Source organism: Shewanella sp. OMA3-2, from assembly GCF_021513195.1.
Classification (GTDB): Bacteria; Pseudomonadota; Gammaproteobacteria; order Enterobacterales; family Shewanellaceae; genus Shewanella.
In genome coordinates this window covers 605,022-624,366 of record NZ_CP090974.1, presented here as the reverse complement: position 1 = coordinate 624,366, position 19,345 = coordinate 605,022, and the positions used below count along the sequence as shown (strand labels likewise).

Annotated in this window: 16 protein-coding genes and 1 pseudogene; 5 read left to right on the top strand and 12 right to left on the bottom strand. The window is 41.4% G+C overall.

The window, feature by feature from the left end; all coding sequences use genetic code 11:
• Positions 1 to 1,000: 1,000 nt before the first annotated feature.
• Positions 1,001 to 1,759, bottom strand: a complete 759-nt coding sequence (locus L0B17_RS02840; protein ID WP_235087436.1) for a class I SAM-dependent methyltransferase — start codon at positions 1,757 to 1,759, stop codon at positions 1,001 to 1,003.
• A gap of 153 nt (positions 1,760 to 1,912) precedes the next feature.
• Between L0B17_RS02840 and L0B17_RS02835 the strand changes: the two genes are divergently transcribed.
• On the top strand, positions 1,913 to 2,755 hold the full coding sequence (locus L0B17_RS02835; RefSeq protein ID WP_235087435.1) for a 23S rRNA (adenine(2030)-N(6))-methyltransferase RlmJ: 843 nt from the start codon (positions 1,913 to 1,915) through the stop codon (positions 2,753 to 2,755).
• 86 nt (positions 2,756 to 2,841) lie between these two features.
• On the opposite strand, the gene L0B17_RS02830 is transcribed toward L0B17_RS02835, so the two are convergent.
• The 4 genes from L0B17_RS02830 to L0B17_RS02815 all read right to left on the bottom strand — a co-directional run bounded on the left by L0B17_RS02830 (position 2,842) and on the right by L0B17_RS02815 (position 6,098).
• Positions 2,842 to 3,102 (bottom strand): hypothetical protein, encoded by a 261-nt coding sequence (locus L0B17_RS02830; protein ID WP_235087433.1) that lies wholly within the window; start codon positions 3,100 to 3,102, stop codon positions 2,842 to 2,844.
• A gap of 23 nt (positions 3,103 to 3,125) precedes the next feature.
• Entirely contained in the window at positions 3,126 to 4,526 is a 1,401-nt protein-coding gene (locus L0B17_RS02825; RefSeq protein ID WP_235087432.1) for a M28 family peptidase, read from the bottom strand.
• A 118-nt stretch (positions 4,527 to 4,644) separates the two neighbouring features.
• On the bottom strand, positions 4,645 to 5,298 hold the full coding sequence (locus L0B17_RS02820) for a lytic transglycosylase domain-containing protein (protein ID WP_235089515.1): 654 nt from the start codon (positions 5,296 to 5,298) through the stop codon (positions 4,645 to 4,647).
• 281 nt (positions 5,299 to 5,579) lie between these two features.
• A complete protein-coding gene (locus L0B17_RS02815; protein WP_235087430.1) occupies positions 5,580 to 6,098 on the bottom strand; it encodes a LemA family protein in 519 nt (172 codons plus the stop codon).
• A 531-nt stretch (positions 6,099 to 6,629) separates the two neighbouring features.
• Between L0B17_RS02815 and L0B17_RS02810 the strand changes: the two genes are divergently transcribed.
• Positions 6,630 to 8,246 (top strand): AbgT family transporter, encoded by a 1,617-nt coding sequence (locus tag L0B17_RS02810; RefSeq protein WP_235087428.1) that lies wholly within the window; start codon positions 6,630 to 6,632, stop codon positions 8,244 to 8,246.
• 114 nt (positions 8,247 to 8,360) lie between these two features.
• Here the strand turns inward: L0B17_RS02810 and L0B17_RS02805 are convergent, their stop codons facing one another.
• Positions 8,361 to 9,719, bottom strand: a complete 1,359-nt coding sequence (locus L0B17_RS02805; protein ID WP_235087426.1) for an isochorismate synthase — start codon at positions 9,717 to 9,719, stop codon at positions 8,361 to 8,363.
• Between the two features lie 264 nt (positions 9,720 to 9,983).
• Between L0B17_RS02805 and L0B17_RS02800 the strand changes: the two genes are divergently transcribed.
• Positions 9,984 to 11,177: an HD-GYP domain-containing protein gene (locus L0B17_RS02800; RefSeq protein ID WP_235087425.1), complete on the top strand. Its 1,194-nt coding sequence runs from the start codon at positions 9,984 to 9,986 to the stop codon at positions 11,175 to 11,177.
• A gap of 35 nt (positions 11,178 to 11,212) precedes the next feature.
• Here L0B17_RS02800 and L0B17_RS02795 read toward each other — a convergent pair whose 3' ends face one another.
• The 4 genes from L0B17_RS02795 to L0B17_RS02780 are packed head-to-tail and all read right to left on the bottom strand — an operon-like array spanning position 11,213 to position 15,486.
• Positions 11,213 to 11,647, bottom strand: coding sequence for a group I truncated hemoglobin (locus tag L0B17_RS02795; protein ID WP_235087423.1), 435 nt, complete (start codon positions 11,645 to 11,647; stop codon positions 11,213 to 11,215).
• A complete protein-coding gene (locus L0B17_RS02790; RefSeq protein WP_235089514.1) occupies positions 11,644 to 12,462 on the bottom strand; it encodes a DUF3034 family protein in 819 nt (272 codons plus the stop codon). Before L0B17_RS02790 ends, L0B17_RS02795 begins: the two co-directional genes overlap by 4 nt.
• A 56-nt stretch (positions 12,463 to 12,518) precedes the next feature.
• Positions 12,519 to 14,816, bottom strand: a complete 2,298-nt coding sequence (locus L0B17_RS02785; protein ID WP_235087421.1) for a bifunctional diguanylate cyclase/phosphodiesterase — start codon at positions 14,814 to 14,816, stop codon at positions 12,519 to 12,521.
• The gene (locus tag L0B17_RS02780) at positions 14,806 to 15,486 is read right to left on the bottom strand and encodes a methylamine utilization protein (RefSeq protein ID WP_235087420.1); all 681 of its coding nucleotides are present in this window, start codon (positions 15,484 to 15,486) and stop codon (positions 14,806 to 14,808) included. Before L0B17_RS02780 ends, L0B17_RS02785 begins: the two co-directional genes overlap by 11 nt.
• Before the next feature lie 483 nt (positions 15,487 to 15,969).
• On the opposite strand from L0B17_RS02780, the gene L0B17_RS02775 reads away from it, so the two are divergent.
• Entirely contained in the window at positions 15,970 to 16,152 is a 183-nt protein-coding gene (locus L0B17_RS02775) for a hypothetical protein (protein ID WP_235087419.1), read from the top strand.
• A gap of 49 nt (positions 16,153 to 16,201) precedes the next feature.
• Here the strand turns inward: L0B17_RS02775 and L0B17_RS02770 are convergent, their stop codons facing one another.
• Complete coding sequence (locus L0B17_RS02770; protein WP_235087417.1) at positions 16,202 to 16,540, bottom strand: DUF1971 domain-containing protein; 339 nt, start codon at positions 16,538 to 16,540, stop codon at positions 16,202 to 16,204.
• Between the two features lie 75 nt (positions 16,541 to 16,615).
• On the bottom strand, positions 16,616 to 17,551 hold the full coding sequence (locus L0B17_RS02765; RefSeq protein WP_235087416.1) for a YeiH family protein: 936 nt from the start codon (positions 17,549 to 17,551) through the stop codon (positions 16,616 to 16,618).
• Between the two features lie 249 nt (positions 17,552 to 17,800).
• Between L0B17_RS02765 and L0B17_RS02760 the strand changes: the two are divergent.
• A pseudogene (locus L0B17_RS02760) lies at positions 17,801 to 19,241 on the top strand (sigma-54 interaction domain-containing protein).
• Positions 19,242 to 19,345: the final 104 nt, after the last annotated feature.

The window sequence follows — 19,345 nt, the reverse complement described above, 5'->3', positions numbered from 1 at the left end:
CACCATTTCTTTTTTCAAACTTGTTGTCGTGAGTCTATATCAACATAACCATGCGCTAAGACTTAGTTGGAGAGTATGTATATGGTTAATACGGCTAAATATTCTATCGCCAATAGGGTTAGATCTTGCTTTTTGCCATTCATTAGATTTTTATATCCAAATTACCTGAACATATTTATTCGAACTTCAAGGCGTAACCCACAACGGGGCATAAACAAGTTTGCATGTTTGAAATAATCTTTTGTTACTCTCTCTTTAAAACTCGTTCATTCAGTAAATGCTCGAACGGTTCATTATGGTGATTTGCGAGCCGACCATCCGACCCATGGATGGGTCGGCTGAGCTACAAGGACGTACTTGCGCGTGTCGGTGAGTAAATGCCATGCTGAACCTACATAGATAAACTTCACTATACATGCTTTGCTATGAGCGAAGCATCATTCTCATAGTGGCCCTAGGCCATACATCTAATCAAGCTTTGGGGCAAAACCAAGTCAGTGTTAAAAATAATCTTATTCTACTCAATCTTTAAAACCAGCAGATTAAGAAAATACTGAAAAGGTTCATTATGGTAGTTTGCGAGCCGACCATCCGACCCAGGGATGGGTCGGTTGAGCTACAAGGACGTACTTGCGCGTGTCGGTGAGTAAATGCCATGCTGAACCTACATAGATAAACTTCACGATACATGCTTTGCTATAAGCGAAGCGCCACGACGTTGGTGACCGCAGGCCATATTCCAAACAAACCTTGGGGCATTTCATGGATAAGCAACGGAATTAAAGGAGGTTCCATATGCGCTTTAATAGTATTAAGGCTCGTGGTTTTATTGAATTTGTCAGACTATGCTTCAATATTCTGACAACCATCTGATGTTGTTAAATTACTATTTGTAATTTAACTACAAATAGCAATTTTTTGTCAAACTATGGGTGCATTATGTCAATGTATGGATTCAGCGACAGTAGTGGTACACTAATTTTGACCACCTAAATAGCCGCTATTTCATTGCGGCATTAACATACACATCAAAGCGATTTTTCTTTGTTTCAATCACCATGCTCGGTTTTACCCCGTCTAGGTCTTCAGCATAATCAGGACGCTTTACCACTACGCGTTTTGTGGCGAGTGCGATTGCGGGAGCTAACAAACCATCGGCGTCTAAATCGGCCCCGACCAAGGTTTGAAACACGCGCATTTCTTTTTTTACTTGGGCTGATTTTTCACGGTGTGGGTACATTGGGTCAAGGTAGACAACATCTATTTCAGTGCCACTGTTTTTTGCAGCATCGGCTAATGCGGTAATACTTGAACCATGAAACAAGCTCATGCGCTCCGTCATCCAATCGCCTATTTCAGCGTCTTCATAGGCACGGCGTAAACCGTCTTCTAATAACGCTGCAACAACGGGATGACGCTCAACCATAATGACTTTGCAACCTAAGCTAGCTAACACAAATGCATCACGGCCTAAACCTGCTGTACCGTCTACCACTGTTGGAGTGACACCTTGCTTAAGACCAACGGCTTTGGCAATTGATTGACCACGGCCACCACCAAACTTACGTCTGTGGGCAACGGCACCGGTAACAAAGTCGACCAAAATACCGTCAAGCTTTGGCTCGTCGCGTTTGTGAAGGGTTAATTGATTTTGCTCGAAACGCAGCTCAAAGGGGGCGCTTGGCTCATAATTCAGTGACCATCGCTGGCAAATATCGACAAGGCTTGGGTATTGTTGATTGAAATAAATCGCGGTCACTGTATTACCTACTTTAGGGTGAATAAGCCTATTATGCCAAAAGGCTACCGCAGTGAATACCTCTACTGCGTTTAAGCCGATTGGTATTAGCCCAGATAAAACTTATAATGTGATTATCTTGCAGTCCACGCTGCCAATTTTTTGGAATATCTCATGTTAAGTTATCGTCACGGTTATCACGCTGGCAATTATGCCGATGTACTAAAGCATTCAATGTTGCTGCAAGTGCTTAAATTAATGCAGAAAAAAGACAAACCTTTTGCTTATATTGATACCCATGCGGGTGCGGGAGCTTATTCATTAACCGATGAGTTTGCTCAAAAAACCGGTGAATACTTAGACGGTGTGGCCAAACTGTGGGATGCCAGCAATCTACCAGCAGCATTAGCGGATTATGTCGAAGCCGTTAAAGTATTTAACGCTGAATATGATCAGTTAACGGTTTACCCAGGTTCACCCAGTTTTGTCGATGCCGAATTACGTGAAAAAGATCGGATGTTATTACACGAATTACACAGTACTGATCACGATCTATTAGCAGAATATTTTGCTAAAGATAGGCAAGTCAAGGTACTTAAAGGTGACGGTTTACAGGGTTTAATCGCAGCAGTGCCACCGCCAGAGCGTCGTGGGGTAATATTAATCGACCCAAGTTATGAGATTAAATCTGATTACGTTGATGTTGCGGAAGCTATCATTAAAGCCCATAAGCGATTTTCGACTGGGGTATATATGTTGTGGTATCCGGTGGTTAAGCGTGAACAAACTGAATCCATGCTCAATTTACTTAAAAATAGCGGCATTAAAAATCAGCTACGAGTTGAGCAAGCAATTAAACCTGACAGTAATGAATTTGGTATGACTGCAGCAGGATTATGGATTATTAATCCTCCTTGGCAACTAGATGTCACCGCAAAAGAAACGCTTAATTACTTAGAGCGTCGTTTAGGCCATAGCGGTGGTAAAACGGTAGTGAAGCTAGAAGTGCCAGAGTAATCTTGCTAGCTCGCTGATATTAGATAAAAAGCCCATTTAATTTACGTTAAATGGGCTTTTTATCTAAGCATTCAATATTTACGCATTTAATCGCATTCATCATCGCCAAATAATGGTCGAAAAATAAATCCTACTATTGCCGTCGCACCACCCATTGAGGGATTAAATTCCTGTGGAACCTCTTTCTCGTAATATGGCTCACCCGACGTTTTATGCTGAGTCTGACTCTTGCTAGCTGTTGCACCATCAACAAAATCACAAGCCGCATTGACTCCTGAATTAGAGGTACACGCTGTCAGTAGTAGGCTAGGTAACAAAACACTGACAATTGAAATCCTTTTTTTCATGTTTAATCCTTAGTTGTAAAATTTCAGTTTAAAAAACTACCTGCCGCCCCCGGAAACACCACGGGACTTACATTGCCATTGGCAGACACACTGGCAACACCAAACAGATAATTATCTATGACCATATTGTTGAGAATAAATTCATTCACATTGCCAACATAACGGCTGTGAGTCCATTCAGGCTCAGTCGTTAATCGCCAGTAAACACGGTATCCAACTACATCTTTATCTGCTGTTTTGGCCCAATTAAGTGTGGTACTCGGTAACACTTGACCTTTTATGGTCACATTTGACGGTGGCGCGGGTGCCCATGCCATTGAGGCTAAACTTATAGCATTGAGTGCGGTTAACTTGGCATTAAAGTCAAAATCAACACCTTCGATAACATCACCATAATTAATGCCATTTTCAGTACGAATGTCTTGATGCTGGCGATCATAATGCTCATTTGTTTCCATCACTCGTACAGCGGGGAAACCGGCTTTATTGAAGGGTAAGTGATGTCCGCCGCGGCCAAATCGGTCCAGCCTATATACCAACATAACATCAAGATTAGTCATATACTGATCAACTAAGGCTTTAATCTTACGGGCTAAATTTCGCGAGGCAGAATCATTCTCACCACCGCTAAAATAACGTTCTTTGGCTTCGTCGGCGGTTTCAGCAAATCGAACGCCTTCGGAAAACACCCGCACTGTGGAATTGTTTATCACCCCATTAATGCCAGCAATATTGCCGATCATGTCGTTATTCAATACAGCTTGCACTTGCCAGTCTTGCTTTTTAGCATAATTGATAAGAATATCACCGCCATAAAGCCCCTGCTCTTCCCCTGACAAAGCGGCATAAACAATGGTGCCATTGAACTGATATTTAGACAGCACGCGGGCAGCTTCAATTGCGCCAGCTACGCCTGATGCATTATCGTTTGCGCCAGGTGAAATAGAGGTAGCATCTAATACGTCGGTAACTCTAGAGTCGATATCTCCGCTCATCATCACCACACGCTTGGGGTCAGTTTTACCGCGCTGAATAGCAATAACATTGACGACATCGGTAGCCTTAGCAATACGATTACCCTGAACAGTCTCACTGACAGTAATCACTTCTAAACAGCCACCACAGTCTTTAGATATACGGTTAAACTCGGCCTCTATCCAACGTCTTGCCGCGCCAATACCTTGGGTGTCTGATTCAGTTTCAGACAGGGTATGACGAGTGCCAAAGCTCACCAGTTTACGCACATCTTGTTCTAGCCGACTCGCTTGTGGCGCGGTGGCTATGTCATATAAGCGCACATCCTCTTGGGATGGCGCAGTATTAATGGCGGTAGTTGGCACAGCTGCGGTTGCATAACCTAAGGAAGATAAACACAGGGCTGCAATGGCAACCGATAGAGACGCAATAACGGGTGAAAAAGTCATAAACATTCCTTTAGTTTTTAGCCTGTATCATCAGGCAGGGTTATTTATTGGAATTCTCTTTGGTATTAATGATGTGAATCACTATTTTATTATTTGAGCGTGCACTTTATCAATCAACTCAACTGGCTTTACGGTAGCGGCTGTATAAAATTTTTACCCGCTGAACATATGCTTGGGTTTCAGGATATGGCGGTATACCATTATATTGCGCAACCGTTGATGGACCTGAATTATAGGCCGCACAGGCCAGATCCATATCACCATTAAATCGAGTCAGTAGCAAAGCTAAATAACGGCTGCCCCCGTTGATATTTTGCTCCGCGTGAAACGCATCTAGCACTTGCATATCTTTAGCCGTGCCTGGCATGAGTTGCATTAACCCCATAGCACCAGCTTTAGACACTACATTACTTCTAAAAGCGGACTCGGCATGAATAACCGCTCTAATTAATGCAGGTTCGAGTTTATATCGTGATGCAGCAACGGCGACATAACTCGCATAATCCTGAGTGAATAATGGGGTTTTATACCAATCAATGGTCGAATCTGGACGGCATGCATAGCACTCAAAAAGTAACACTCGGTAGTTAGTATGATCTGGCTGTTTGTCACTAAATGCGGTAATACCATCTTTTTCATATTGATAGACTTTGCGCTTTTCCACACCTAGGTCGGATAAAATACCGTGTTCTGAATAGCTGGCTTTAAGTTGTTTTTTAGTCGGCTTGCTGATATCTGGTTTTGCAAGTGGATAGCTATTGTCTAGCACCACTGTTGATGTAATCGATTTATTTTTACCATCCGCACTTGGCGGAGTTCTTAGCGGCACCACAGCTCGCTCATTGAGGTTTGGAAACAAACTAAGATGGGTTTTTTCAGCGGGTATAGGTTGAGAATTGGCTTGATATACCGCTTTTATCAGTGGTTTTTCTGCTTTAGCGGCCTCAGTTTGATTAGCCAGTAACCCAGAACAAAACCCCAAACTTATCAATACAACACTCAACTGTACTCGTTTACATATATTGGTTAAAAACGAGCAACAATTCAACACGATTAACCTGCGGTATGGGTAAGTTGAGGCATAACCGACACCTTGGCTAACTTGGCTACAATAGAACCAGGAAACATACCAACACCTTGATTCAACTCTGTTACGGTTTGATTATAAAACTCAACAACATTTTGATAATCTAATTCTAATTGCAAATATTCATTCACCTGCTGCTCATCCAGATCATCGCCATGCAAAGCTGAAAACAATCCTTTCTGTAACATGTCCATTTCTGACCAGGTAGCTAGAACATGAATTAAATGCTCGTCAACTTCATTTGACCACTGGCTTTTATCGGCCAAGGCACGTAACTGTTGCCATTGAGCGGCTTGCGTGACATCCAAAGGTTGATACTGCTGGCTTACATCAGATAGCTGGGCTAATAAAATCAAGCGTGCATCAATTTTTTGATTCAAAACAATCAGTGAATCTACCGCTGATTGACGTTTCTTGATTAAACTGGCGTACCATAGGTAGCATAGAATAACAGCTAAGCTTACACTCAGCAGCAATGCTTGCATGATGTTTTCCTTAATGATGATTTTTATAATTCTTATGCTGCATAATAAGCACAATTTACTTCATATTTCACTTAATTCTCAGTGAAGTAGCAACTATATTTATTGCACCACAATAGTAAACAGTAACACTTGGTTGACAAAATAAACAATTCTATTGCATCTGGCTCAATATAGTGACTAAATAAGTAATGATACAACAACACTCAATGAACAGCTTAAAAATAAAACATAAATATATTTAAAACAATGCGTTAAACAAAAAACCTGGTGAACACTTTTTAACCCACACAGTAATAAACACCGTCATATCATACAATAACTCACTGTAAAACGCCTCTTTTTACCCGCTAAAGCATTCATTTTGACCCAAAGCTGATTAATGCATAAAAAGAAATTAATTTTCAATTAACTCAGCATGTGTAAGTTAATAGGCTGGAAAAACTATATTAATTATCCTGACAATCATGCTCACATAAATACATACATGTATTCATGTCGATGAGGAAAGGTCCTAATAAATCAAGGAACAACATGAGTCAAACAAACCAACCAGATACCAAAAAACCTGAACCAGCCGCCGCGCCCCCTGATATAACTTCCTCAGGGGCATTTGTTCGATTTTTAAACACAGTCGAAAAACTCGGTAACTTATTACCCCACCCAATAACGTTATTCGCTATATTTTGTGTCGCTGTAGTAGTGATAAGCGGTATTGCGGGATACTTTGAATTATCGGTCGTAGACCCTAGACCCGAAGGCACCTCAGGCCGAAGCCCTGATGGCTTAATTCATGTTGTTAGCCTGCTCAGTGCTGAAGGATTACAGCGCATAGTGTCAGGCTTAGTCACTAACTTTACTGGCTTTACCCCATTAGGCACTGTATTAGTGGCCTTGCTAGGTGTCGGCATTGCCGAACGCTCGGGTTTGTTGTCAGCCTCTATGCGTTTGCTGGTAATGGGAGCATCAAAACGTTTAGTCACTTACACAATTGTGTTTGCGGGCATTATATCTAACACCGCGGCAGAGCTAGGCTATGTTGTGCTAATTCCAATGGCGGCTATGATATTTCATTCATTAGGCCGCCATCCTTTAGCGGGGTTAGCAGCCGCTTTTGCCGGAGTGTCTGGCGGCTATAGTGCTAACCTATTACTGGGTACTGTCGACCCATTATTGTCAGGCATTACCGAAGCCGCAGCGCAAATGATCGCCCCTGAATATACCGTTGGACCAGAAGTTAACTGGTACTTTATGTTTGCCTCCACGTTTTTAATTACCTTGCTAGGAGGCTTGGTCACTGAAAAAATTGTTGAACCTAAACTCGGTAAATATGATCCCAGCGAAGCCAGCGATTTAGATGACCAAACCATGGAAAAGGTCAGTAACATTGAAAAGCGCGGCTTAAAAATGGCAGCCTTGGCTGTGGTCGCATTTTCCGCTTTATTAGCACTGACAATTATTCCTGAAAATGGGCCGTTACGTCACCCAGAAACAGGCCTAGTGGCTGGATCACCTTTTTTGAAAGGAATTGTTGCCTTTATTTTTATCGGCTTCGCCATTCCAGGTTTAGTGTACGGTAAAGTGGTTGGGTCCATGAAAAAGGATGTTGATGTCATCAATGCCATGTCACACAGTATGAGTACCATGGGCATGTACATCGTGTTAGTCTTTTTCGCTGCTCAGTTTGTGGCCTTTTTTAATTGGACAAACCTAGGCGCTGTCTTGGCTGTTGGTGGCGCGCAAGCATTAAGTACCATTGGATTAACTGGACCATTGGTGTTTGTGTTATTCATTATGCTTTGCGGCGTTATCAACCTAATGCTAGGCAGCGCATCTGCGCAATGGGCTGTTACGGCACCTATTTTTGTCCCCATGTTGATGTTGGTCGGTTATGCCCCAGAAACCATTCAAGCGGCCTATCGAATTGGTGATTCAGTCACTAACCTTATCACCCCAATGATGAGCTATTTCGGTCTAATTTTAGCTGTGGCTTGCCGTTACAAGAAGGATTTAGGGATCGGCACCTTAATTGCCACTATGCTGCCCTACAGTATTGTGTTCTTTATTGGTTGGACTATGTTCTTCTTCCTGTGGGTATTTGTATTAGGTATTCCCGTCGGTCCCAATGCTGGAACTTACTACGCCCCATAACCCGTAGATTACAACATGACGCATAAAAAACGCATCGATATTAGATGCGTTTTTTATTAAAACGGATTAACTCATTAATAAACCACCAGCTTGAAAAATAACGATTTAATAACCTTAAAAATCGATTAGTATCGACAAAATTGTTGCCAATTTATTCTCTAACTCTTGCCATTCTGCATCTGGGTCTGATCCTGCCACTATTCCTGCACCCGCAAATAAACTAATTCGACCTGGCTCAATCAATGCACTGCGAATAGCCACTGAAAACTCAGATTCATAATGATTAAAATAACCACAAGCACCGGCATACCAACCCCGTGCATAACCTTCACGCTGACGTATAAAGCTCAATGCACTGTGGCGAGGCAAGCCTCCTACCGCGGGGGTTGGGTGCAACGCGCGTAATAAGTCAAAATCATTCACCCCAGCTTTTAACTCTGCACGAATAGCACGATGTAAATGCTGAATATGGGTTAGTTTAAAAATGCTAGCTTGCTTATCAGCACCGACATATTGACTAAGTGGTTTTAACGCCTCAACAATATGTTGCCTAACCAACTGGTTTTCATGACTGTTTTTTGCATCATTCAATAACTGCTGCGCCAGAATATCATCTTCTTCTTGATTTAGTCCTCGAGTGGTTGTACCCGCTAGCGCTTCGGTAAATAACTCATTTTGACGACGTAAATACAACCGTTCTGGTGAGCAAGATATAAACGCCCGTTCAGGGCTAAATTGAAACCCAAACTGAAAACTATTGGGGTTACGCCCTTGCCAGCAAGCCAATACAGTCCAGGGGTCAAGTGATTCAGCAATATCAATTTGTGTTTGTCGCGACAGCACCACTTTGGGTGTACTTTGATTAAAATTGTCTTGAGTCACTTGCTCAACTAACTCACGCCATCTGTCTTGATCAGGTAAATCTCTGCGGCTTATTAGACGTGTTTTATTCGGTGGTGATAATGGTTTTGGTTTTTCAATTTTAGCAATAGCAGCCAGTGCTTGCTGATATTCCGAATCACGATTTTGATCATCGAAATTTAAGTTGAGCAAAATTTTAATTTTATGACCGCTACGTCTTAACTCTATACGAGGCAGCACAAATCGAACCCGTCCAAAGTCTGCCCAGCACTCTACTGTACGGTCAAACGCGACACCACCGTAATAACGTAAGTCTTGGCTTACATCTTTACTTCGCTGCGCCTGATAATCCGCGGCCAATTGATGATCATCAACTTGGTCTTGATAATAAAATTGTTTACAGACCCCAATAGCGGCCACCTCTTCTATTTTATCGCGACCATGCCAATAAATACGCGGATACTGGGTTTGTGCGCTCAGCCAAGATAACAGCGGAAGTGCTGGAGCCTCTACAGATAGTTGCACAATGGGTGTGATGTTAGGCACCAAAATTATTTGTTCAAGCTTTTGCTTTAACTCATTAAATTGTGAACTAAAAAAGTGACCAGACAATATTAACTCCCCTCTGTGACGATACTGAGATAAAGTTAATCAACCAAAGAATAAGATGTCAATCATCTACTTTATACACTGTGATCTATAATGAGTTAATCTGTTAATATAGATAAACTAATGATGTAAACTATAGTGCATGCTATAACGTACAAACATACTTAGATTTACCCCCCAGGGAAGGCTTAACATTTATTAAACCAACACTAGGTTAATCAAAATCTAGACAGTTAAGTACATCTTGATCTTAAGGGCGTTTGCCAGATGAGTGATTCTATAGAATCGTCAAATATAATAAAAATTCCAGTCGCCAAATTAAACCTTGGTATGTTTGTTACCGCTATCGATCATAATAGCGGCACGGTTGCTATTGCCAATGCTGGCCAAATAAAAAGCCGTGAAGCGGTGATTAAACTCGTTCAAAATAATATTAAGCACGTATGGGTAGACATTGACCGCTCATCAGACAGCTGCGGCCTAAAGAAGCCGGAAAAACAAGAAGTTGCAGCCAAACCCATGGCTAAAAAAGCCAATGTCAGTCGTGAAACTCAGCAAGTTCAAGCGAAGAAAATTCTTGAAGAAGCTAAAAATTTAATCAAAAAAGTCTTATCTGAAACATTTGATGGTAAAGCCGTTGAGGTTGCGCCTTTTGAAGCAGTTGCTGATAAAATGATTGAGTCAGTTATGGATGATGCTGACGCATTTAAATGTATTTCAGCACTGAGATCAAAAGATGCTTATTTACTAGAGCACTCTATTAATGTTGCATTCTTACTCGTCACTTTTGGTAAACACTTAAAACTCGATGTCGACATGCTGCGTCAAATGGCTGTTGGGGGTATTTTGCATGATATTGGCAAAGTAAAAGTTGATAATGAAATTTTACATAAACCTGGTAAATTAACACCAGAAGAGTTCGAACATATGAAGCTGCATCAAGTGTATGCAGTTGAAATTATGGAGGATACTAAAGGCTTGTCGCAGATAAGTAAGGACGTCTGCTTGATGCACCATGAAAAACTGGATGGCAGAGGTTACCCTAAAGGCTTAAAAGGTGATGCACTGCCTGTACATGGACGCATGAGCTGTATTGTTGATATTTTTGACGCGCTAACAGCGGCACGTTGTTACAAAGAAGCCATGAGCCCCGCCGCCGCATTTAAAATATTAATTAGCTTAACACCATTCCATTTAGACCAGTCTTTAGTGTACGAATTTATCCGTTGTATTGGCGTCTATCCTGTGGGATCACTGGTACAACTGTCTGACGAGCGCGTCGGCATTGTCTGGGAAGCGAAAGACCGTGATGCATTGCATCCGATTGTGAAATGTTTCTACTCGTTAAGGTACAAACGTTATACCGATGTCACTATGGTAGATTTACGTAAATCTGACCTTAACATTGAACGCGGTATCTCGCCCAGCGCATTAGATGTAGACCCTGCGCCATTTTATTAATGGCCATAATGAATACTCATCATTAATAATAGAAGCTAATGATTAGTAATGTCCCCGTACATTGGAGCAAGCTTAGCGAGTAAAGCGTTGCGAGTTTGTATCGGAATATCGTTCTGTTGCATTGCTTGAGTCAAGTGGCCAACTATGGCGTCAAAGTCAGCTTGGCTAATGTTTAACCCCTGATGCGCATTAAGCATACTCTCGCCTTGATAATCACACCCACCACCCGACACTACACACAAATGCTCTACTAACCTTTGTTTAAAAATACTAATATCTGTTTCACGAAAGTGACCAACTATGCGTTCATCCTGTGAAATAAGCTGTAACAAATCATCGGCAATCAATTCAAGACCATGGTAACCGCCTAAACGTTGGTAAAGCAGGTTGCTAGATGGCTTGGCTATAGAACACCCTAAGCACGTCACTAACAAAATACAACTAACCAGCATCATGCCAATATGTCTCATAACGCGCCCTCTACCGACAGATACCAACCTTTTTGTTGCTCAAAACCTGCAATATCACCTAAATCAGCATAAGCGGCTGTGACTGAAAAATGTTTATTCACAAACCAGGCAAGAAAAATATCTTGCCAGTCGTCTTCTTTAGCAAAATCTAACTGATTCGGTTTCTGGCGATACTCATAACCCAAAGCGAGATCATCGCGCAGTAAAACCGCTAACGAGCCCTCTACCATCAACTGATAGTCTGTTGAGTTGACACTGCCAAAACCAAGTAAGCCAATTTGGTTGGCTTTAGTGGCACGCACTGTAGCATTAAGTAATAAATTTCGACCTGCTACAACATCTAAAAACACCTTGCTAGAGGCGATATAAATATCTAAACCTGAATCATCTTGGGCGCCTACGGCGCTCGGCAAACCAAAGTCATCAACTTTTTTATACTGCATACCCACACTGATTTGTGGCATCTTGCTATAAAGTAGATCGCCTGCCAGTTTATATTTTATGCCTAAAATATCTTGGCCAAGTTCACCACCTAAAGAATCTAAATTAAATGTTTGTTTGGCAATGCTAAGTTCAAATTGATTATCATAACTGACTGATGCGCCCACAACATTGAGGGTAAAGTCATCAACTGCTACCCAGCTTGCCATTGCGGTTGCCGCCCACTCACCACTACTACCATAACCATTAATCACCGCCCAAGGCACAATACCACCACCCGCTGAGCCCTCTATTTCACTGGTGCCGCCGGTGGCAATGATTCTGCTCGACCCAGCCTGGCTATTGGGGATGAAAACCATGAAAAAGAATAACATTACGGCTGATATGGTCTGTAGAATACGTTGCATCTTAAATTTCCACGCTGTAAGAGTTAAGCTGACGTGCGATTAAATTCATTCACCCAAACCTGCAGTTCGGCAGCTTTTATCGGTTTAGAATACACATAGCCTTGGATAATATCGCAGTTCATTTGCTTTAAAATATCAATCCCTAGTGGGGTTTCAACCCCTTCGGCAACCACAGACAACGCCAGTCCTTTTATCAGCTTAATACTGGTTTCAACTATCATACGGTCTGTTGCATTTTGATGAATATCTTTAATAAAACTACGATCTATTTTGACTTCATTTACTGGCAGTAGCTTTAAATAAGACAGTGATGAGTGCCCTGTACCAAAATCGTCAATCGCAATATGAAAACCTTTATCCTTAAACTGATTAAGCACATTAATGGTGGTTTCAGTATCAGTCATCACAGCACCTTCAGTCACTTCTATCGCTATAGCATTTATAGGGAGATCCATTGCGTATATTTGCTGGGCTAAGCGGGTAGGTAATGTCTCATCGGTTAAGTCATGGGCAGATAAATTAATGGCCACTGAAATAGCCAATCCCTGTTGATGCCAAACATGAGCCTGACGAATCGCTTCTGCAATTACCCATTCACTAATAATAGAAATATTACCTGAATTTTCCGCTAGCTGAATAAACTCATCCGGTGGAATAAAGCCAAGCTCTGGATGCTGCCAACGAATAAGCGCTTCAACGGCATAGCAAGTATTTAACTGGATATTCACCTTAGGCTGATACACCAAGTGTAACTGTCCTTGAATTAAGGCTTGCGGTAAATCCCGCACCAATGACAACTCTCGTTGGTATTTATCATCATCGCCTTCCTGATAAACATAGGCATCATCACCTAGGGTACATGCATGATTTAACGCTATCTCGACATGGCGTAATAAAGTATCAATATGTTGATAAAGCCCATCTAATTGAACTATGCCGGTTCTGATCGTAAGCGTAATTTTTGACCCTGCTACATCAAATGGCAAAATAACATTTTGTAAATGTGCGATAGCCTCTGCCTGAGTTATCGGCTGCTCCAGTAATAATAAGAAAGCATCACCATCTAACCTTGCTAATAAGGATGCATCAAGAGGTAACCGACTAAGTCGCTCAGAGAAACTAATCAGAAGCTGATCACCATTAGCAAAACCAATAATGTCATTAACTTGCCTAAAGTGCTTAATATCAATCAATAGTAAGGTCCTGGTTAGACCTACTATTCTATTCTTGATGTGCTTTTCGGCGGCAAAACGATTAAACAATCCCGTTAAGGAGTCGTGCTCTGACTGATAAATAAAATCTTGTTCGCGCTGTTCGATATTGCTGCGCATTGTCGACAAGGTATCTGCTAGGGTTTGTAATTCTGCTGGAGCACCTTGAATTCTGGTGGGGTTTTCGCCCTGGCCAACTTTTTTAGCAAAATTAACTAGGGCATCAATAGGTTTAGTTAATCCATTGGTCACCCACATAGCGACAATAAAAGCTAAAACGGAAGTGAATGCGAATATCATCAACATGTTATTACGCAATTGCTGATAATTGAGCTGCCAGCGTTGATTAGACTGATGCAATACTACCCACTGTGCATCACTTTGTGCATCTAACTGAATAGCTTGAGACAAGTAGTTATCAGGGTAATTACCTTTGGCGTGACGCGTGGCATCGATAAAACTGAATGGCGTATCGCTTAAATGTTGAATCAATTCTGGCGCTAAAGTAGAGATAATCTCAACAGGTACTGACGTTGAGTTAATAAAGCTAACATCAATTCCGGTCATGGTCTTAGCTTGTTGAGCGACATTTTCATCAAGTAAAAAGCCCATACCAACCCAGGCTATTAATGTTGGTGCTTTTACCGGCTGAAACACAAATTGATAATTAGCGTGATTAACATTTAACATCACAAAGTCGTTATCTTCACTTTTATGTTTGGCAAATAAGCTGGCGACATCGTCGGCTGATAAATCAGTCAAACTTGACGATAATAACTGCCCCTGCGGCGAGAGCAATATAGCCGCATTCGCATTAATACGTTTACCGTGATTTGATAACACTGAAGAAATAGTTTCTTGCTCTTTAGTGGCAACCGCACGTTTAAAGCCAAAGTCAGCACTCAGCAATGACAAACTTTGGTTCAACTGTTGACTGCGGTTGGCCAAAATATCACTAAAAACATTAATACCAACACTTAATCGCTGCATTTGTTGCTGCCGACTCGCATTTTGAGTCGCGTTTAACACAAATACAGCCGTTAGTAGTTGCACCACGGTGAGTACGGCAAGGAAAACCCAAATCAGTCGATGTCGAAAGCTATGTCGCATTGGCGAACTCAATTTGCGTCGACTGATTTATTAAAGCAAAACCGGCCTGGGGAGATGTTGGCTTGTCTTGATGTTCTATATCAAACTGTAGCTCAAGCGTTTGTTTGGTTTCACCTGTTAATACTATTGGCGCGGCTATCACAGGGACTTTCTGCCATGGATGCCATATTTTAACGTTATATGTGCCTGGGATTAAATCATTAAAGCTTACATGGCCTTTATTATCGCTAACAGCATAAAGTGGGCTTTGGGCGACATAAATAAATGCCTGCATATAATCATGAATGTTGCAGCCTATAGCGACAATACCCGGCTGCGCAAATTCGATGGGCTCCTCTGCTTTGCCGACATATAACTTTAATTCAAACGGTTTCGCGGGTGAAAACGAATACACATGGTGCCGAGTACGATCAAAGTTAGGAAAGTTCACCTTATCGCCTTGTTGAACAGCCAATACAAAAGGCTGGAATATTCGATTCTGCTGCCTCATTTCATGATTGTTAATGGCTGATGATGGCATGCTATGTTCTGGGATCAACTCCACCACAGCATCGCTGATTAAAGTACCTTCAAGGTCGCTAACATTAACATCAACAATAGTCGCAGACGCGCTAAAAGATGAGGTAACAAAAACTAACAATATCAACACCCGCAATCGAAAAATCAGCATTTACATCTCTTCTTGGTTGATGACACATTTGTAGCAAGTTTAGCTTAACCCTTTGCTTAACTGCACAATATAATTCTGTTCACTATGTAACTAAATATGACCAATATAAGCAATATATAACTAAATATAACCAACTTATTACTAATATCACTAATTATAACGAATAACATGATTTACGTTGTTGAGGTTTATCCATACCAGCAAACAAGTGTTAGGTGCGTCAACATAAAACTCAGATACCCATTAACCGACCCCGATAATATCAACAACTCACTTTTGCCTTACCCGTTATCGTGGGGAACTATTCACTCGAAATAACACTTTGCATTTGGCACATGATTGAACACCGTATTTAACTCAGCCAATCCAGTCACCACAGAATGATAACCAATCAGTTATGAGATAGTTAAAATTAATATTGGCGTCAACAAAGTCCTTGCCTCGATAATATCACTCGCTTTTTATGATTATATTGGAGGAAATATGACACAATTATGGTTATCACCTCGGCTTAAATCTGCTGTGATTATTATCTTATGTATTATCGCCGTTATTGCCTCCATACAAACCACAGGACTCACGCGTGCGTTAATCGAATTAATTGCTTTCGGTAGTCTTATTTGGCTAGCATTAAGCAAGCCTGATATAAAACAGCACGATGTCTAACGGTTAAATCTTATAAGATGGTGCAACGGAACATATCCACTCAAGCAAGTTATTCATTTCTTTCTGATAGGTTTTGCTTAACGATTTCAGAGTCTTTATGTGCATAAAACTGCACGGTAAACGCTGTATCTGCGGTTAAAAATTCAACTTTATGCCAATATTCAGGGGCAGAAATACCAAACTCGCCAGCATTAATTACCACTTCTTTGTCTATTGCTCCGCGCCTTTCAGCAAACCCATAGAACTTTAATGATCCAACTGACACACATATTTTGCCATACACACCGGCTTTGGTATTGTGCTCAAACAAGAATAATTTAGGAACGTTGGTTTTAGTAAATACTGCCGTCGTTTTATAATTAACAAAATCAGTTGGAATATTCATCATTAAAATCCTGCAAAAAAGAAAAGTCGACTAACGCTAAAGCATCATACATCAAATTTACAACTTAAAAGCTAAAGATTAAAATTTAACAATGTAAAACAATGAACTACCACCAATAGCACACCATAACAGCACACCTAACAATAACGGTTTAGGGCCATTGGCACGCATTTTTTTCACTGTAATCGCCGCACCAATTAAAAATAAGCACAACACTAACACTTGTTTAGACGCAGCAAACAATAGGTTATAAACCGGTTGGCCTTGGGGGATAAAGTACGCCACCAGAATCGCGACACAATAAAATAGAATAAAAAATGGGATGGTAATTTTGCTTTTATCACCACCAAAGGCAATAGCACTTAATAATGCGATGGGAATTATCCATAATGCTCTGGCTAATTTAACTGTGGTGGCAATTTTTAATGCTTCATCACCATAGGCAGCTGCGGCCCCCACAACCGACGAAGTGTCATGAATAGCAATTGCGCTCCATACGCCAAAATCATATTGAGACAATTGCAGCGCATGACCAATCGTTGGAAACACAAACAAGGCAATTGAATTGAGTAAAAATACGCAGGCTAACGATACCGCAATTTGATCATTCTTAGCATTAATCGCCGGAGCCACTGCTGCAATAGCACTACCACCACAAATAGCGGTACCACAACTGATTAAATGCCCAGTTTTACTGTCTAAGCCCATCAACCGTGTTAGGCCGTAACCTAGAATTAACGTAAAGAAAATAGACCCCACTATCAGGCCAAGATTATTACTACTGGCGTCAATCGCCTCGGGTAAGTTAATCCCAAAACCCAAACCAACAATCGAATACGCCAATAACTTTTTAGTCCACTTGCCTAAATCAATACTGTCAGGCACTAAACCGACACTCGCCAAGGTAAATCCTATGAGTAAGGCTACCGGAGAAGATATTAACGGCGTGAGGCATAACAAGCCCACTGCAACAAACAACCACATTTTATAATGTGGATTAGATAAGTTAGTCATGGAATAACACTTTAAAAAAGCAATGCGTTATTGTAGCAACTTGATTGTCCCCAAACGATGTTTATAGTGGATATTTTCAACTGATATGCAAATGAGTGCTAGCGCGGCAACCTCTACCAAGATGCAATTTCTCATAAAACTCAACATAATCGCATCGATTATAATGAGCATTCGATTTAGGTCGCGAAATATCGTGACTTAACTATAATGACAAAAATATCTTGCTGATGAATTTTTATAAGTTTACATATGACCGAAAAAACTAGCCTAGCCACCAGCCATTTTTTACCTAAGAATACGTTACTGCTCAATGCGATGACGGAAGGGGTATATGGCTTTGATCTTCAGGGTAATGCCGTTTTCATTAACCCTGCGGCAGAACTCATGACGGGGTGGCATAGTGAAGAGTTAATCGGCAAAAACATCCATAATTGTCACCATCATAGTCATGCCGATGGCAGCCCTTATCCTCACCAAGATTGTCCTATATATCGTACTCTGCATGACGGTATTGCCCGCCAAGTCAGTGATGATGTGTTCTGGCGTAAAGATGGCAGTTATTTCCCTGTTTATTATAGTTCAACCCTGGTTTATGATAACAATATTCTAATTGGTGTTATCGCCATATTTCGAGATGTGAGCATTCAAAAACACACCGAAGATTCATTACGTAATGCCCTGGCACAAGTACAGGCACTATCAGAGCGATTAACCTCAGAGAATCAATACTTACTCACCGAACTGCAAGGTAAGCAAGGGGCTATGGGTTTGTCTGGCAACAGTAAAGCGATAAACCATTTAACCCAACAAATTAATCTTGTTGCCAATACCGATAGCACGGTATTAATTTGCGGTGAAAATGGCACAGGAAAAGAATTAGTCGCGCGAAGCCTGCACCAATTAAGCCACCGAAAAAACCACCCCATGGTGAGCGTCAATTGCGCTGCGTTTTCGGCATCCATTTTAGAAAGTGAGTTATTCGGCCATGAAAAAGGCGCATTTACAGGGGCAATTAGTCGACGTAAAGGCCGCTTTGAATTAGCCCATAACGGCACGCTATTTCTAGATGAAATAGCTGAACTCAGTCTTGAAGCACAGTCAAAGCTATTACGTGTTATTCAAGAGCAATCTTTTGAGCGTGTTGGTAGCAGCGAAACCATTAAAGTTAATATTCGCCTTATTGCGGCAACTCACCATGATTTACCTACCCGTGTAGAGCAAGGGTTATTTAGGATGGACTTATTTTACCGCCTTAATGTTTTCCCTATTCAAGTTCCTCCTCTGCGCGATCGACAAGAAGATTTACCTAACTTGGTGAGTGATTTGGTCGCATCACTCAGTCAAAAACTCGGAAAAAAAATAACTAAAGTGAGCGCAAAAGGCTTACACAAATTACAACAATATCCTTGGCGGAAATGTACGTGAACTGCAAAATTTAATTGAAAGAGAAATCATTATAACCCACGACAACACGCTAACCTTTGATAGTCTGGTACTGCCGACACTCAAAGGAAGCAACCCCCACATTAAGCAGCCCATGACCATGGTAGAAGCCGAAACTGCGCATATTATCGACACATTAGAATTGACTCAATGGCGGATATCAGGCCCAAATGGCGCGGCGGCGATGCTGGCATTACCGCCAAGCACATTGCGTTCGCGGATGAAAAAACTGGGTATTGAGCGTTAGCCTCACGCCGAGTAAATATCAGATCAATCTTACCGCAGACTTAAACATCACAGTCACCAAGTCACGATATATCGCCAAATAGCGATATATCGTGACACACCATC

Bases quoted from the DNA above. Each gene is read 5' to 3' on its own strand.
- L0B17_RS02835 (WP_235087435.1), top strand. From the start codon at position 1,913: ATGTTAAGTTATCGTCACGGTTATCACGCTGGCAATTATGCCGATGTA.
- L0B17_RS02830 (WP_235087433.1), bottom strand. From the start codon at position 3,102: ATGAAAAAAAGGATTTCAATTGTCAGTGTTTTGTTACCTAGCCTACTA.
- L0B17_RS02825 (WP_235087432.1), bottom strand. From the start codon at position 4,526: ATGACTTTTTCACCCGTTATTGCGTCTCTATCGGTTGCCATTGCAGCC.
- L0B17_RS02815 (WP_235087430.1), bottom strand. From the start codon at position 6,098: ATGCAAGCATTGCTGCTGAGTGTAAGCTTAGCTGTTATTCTATGCTAC.
- L0B17_RS02810 (WP_235087428.1), top strand. From the start codon at position 6,630: ATGAGTCAAACAAACCAACCAGATACCAAAAAACCTGAACCAGCCGCC.
- L0B17_RS02800 (WP_235087425.1), top strand. From the start codon at position 9,984: ATGAGTGATTCTATAGAATCGTCAAATATAATAAAAATTCCAGTCGCC.
- L0B17_RS02795 (WP_235087423.1), bottom strand. From the start codon at position 11,647: ATGAGACATATTGGCATGATGCTGGTTAGTTGTATTTTGTTAGTGACG.
- L0B17_RS02790 (WP_235089514.1), bottom strand. From the start codon at position 12,462: ATGTTATTCTTTTTCATGGTTTTCATCCCCAATAGCCAGGCTGGGTCG.
- L0B17_RS02785 (WP_235087421.1), bottom strand. From the start codon at position 14,816: ATGCGACATAGCTTTCGACATCGACTGATTTGGGTTTTCCTTGCCGTA.
- L0B17_RS02780 (WP_235087420.1), bottom strand. From the start codon at position 15,486: ATGCTGATTTTTCGATTGCGGGTGTTGATATTGTTAGTTTTTGTTACC.
- L0B17_RS02775 (WP_235087419.1), top strand. From the start codon at position 15,970: ATGACACAATTATGGTTATCACCTCGGCTTAAATCTGCTGTGATTATT.
- L0B17_RS02770 (WP_235087417.1), bottom strand. From the start codon at position 16,540: ATGATGAATATTCCAACTGATTTTGTTAATTATAAAACGACGGCAGTA.
- L0B17_RS02765 (WP_235087416.1), bottom strand. From the start codon at position 17,551: ATGACTAACTTATCTAATCCACATTATAAAATGTGGTTGTTTGTTGCA.